Origin of the sequence: Rhizobium sp. BR 250, from assembly GCF_047445855.1 — a bacterium.
Classification (GTDB): domain Bacteria; phylum Pseudomonadota; class Alphaproteobacteria; order Rhizobiales; family Rhizobiaceae; genus Agrobacterium; species Agrobacterium tumefaciens_I.
The window spans coordinates 1-1,388 of record NZ_JARWKW010000031.1; the positions used below are offsets into that span (position 1 = coordinate 1).

Genomic DNA, 1,388 nt, shown 5'->3' on the forward strand with positions numbered 1-1,388 from the left:
TGGACGCCCTTCTGTTTGTCAAGCGACGATCCTGGTTTGATTGATCTGTTTCTGGCGGCGCGTGATGATGCCGAAGACTTCCCGAGCGATGTAACGTTTCAATGCCCGAATTGCGTCGAGCTTGGAATGCCCCGCAGCAACACGCCGGGCGACATACAGTTTGGTTTTCTCGTCGGTCCTGAGACGGCCAATTGCAATTATATGGAGGGCACTATTGGCAAGTCGGTCACCACCCCGGTTCAGTCGGTGTCTGATGGTCTTGCCTGAGGATGCGGGAACAGGACTTACGCCACAGAGCGCAGCGAAGCTGGCCTCTGACCGCAACCTCTCGGGATTGTCGCCGGCAGTGAGCAAGAGCTGGGCGGCGCTGTTGTGCCCAATTGAATTACGTTCGATAAGGTCCGGAGCCAGGTCCTCGACGATTGCAGCGATCATCATGTCGAGATCGGCGATCTCATCATGCAGTTCGAGGTATCTGCGACCAAGCGACTTCAGGGTGATCCGATACGCGGCTTCCACATCGCGGTAGGCTGTCAGGTCCGGACGCCAGGCGGCAAGCAATCGAACCAGTTGCATGCGGGTCATGCGACGAAGCTGATCCCGCAACGTGTCTGGCGCAGCGATGATCGTATTCTGGATTAATTGCAGGGCTATGCGCCGAGCGTTGACTGCCGTCTTTCGGCAAGCCTTTAAAACCCTGAGAGATTCCACCATGCCGTCCCGGCTTCGAGGTGTGACGGTTCGCCGTTCGGCAAAGGCGGCATGTGCCGCGGCCTGGGCATCGAGATCATCATTCTTACCCCGTCTTCGACGGTCGTGACGATCTGGTGTGGTAACTTCAAGGACCTCCACGCCCGCGGCCTGCATATATCGCAGCAGCCCAGCACCATAACTGCCTGTGCATTCGACACCGACGCGCTGCAACTCTCCGAATGTGCGCATCCAGGCAAGCATCAACCGATAGCCGTTACGGGTCGTCGGGAAACTGCGCGTCTCAAGAACGCGGTCGTAATCATCGACGACCGCTGCGACATGTAAATCCTTATGGGTATCGACGCCACCGACAACATGACGCGCTGGCTTGACCTTCCGTTCCATGCCGTAACCTCCGAAGTTTGACCGATATCGCACGGCTCAACCACGGTCAGATGCATGGACAGGACAGTCATGTGACCAACGCGGTCAGGCCCTTCTTGGGTCACTAGCAAATGCCGAGGCAAAGCCTCACCGCAAGGCGCTCCCGGGCGGCCGACAGGTCCAGGGAAAGACACGCTGGTCGATCGGAGTGTGGGTCAAGCCACACCTGGACGCCTTGCAGCGCCAGCCTACCAAGCGATCGATCGGTGTTTGAGACAAACCGCCCGGGAACTGGCTATCATCTTCTGACT

Annotated in this window: 1 protein-coding gene; it reads right to left on the reverse strand. The window is 58.1% G+C overall.

Going from position 1 to position 1,388, the window contains the following annotated elements:
• Positions 1 to 18: 18 nt before the first annotated feature.
• On the reverse strand, positions 19 to 1,098 hold the full coding sequence (locus QD336_RS24235) for an IS110 family RNA-guided transposase (protein ID WP_499172458.1): 1,080 nt from the start codon (positions 1,096 to 1,098) through the stop codon (positions 19 to 21).
• Between the last annotated feature and the right edge of the window lie 290 nt (positions 1,099 to 1,388).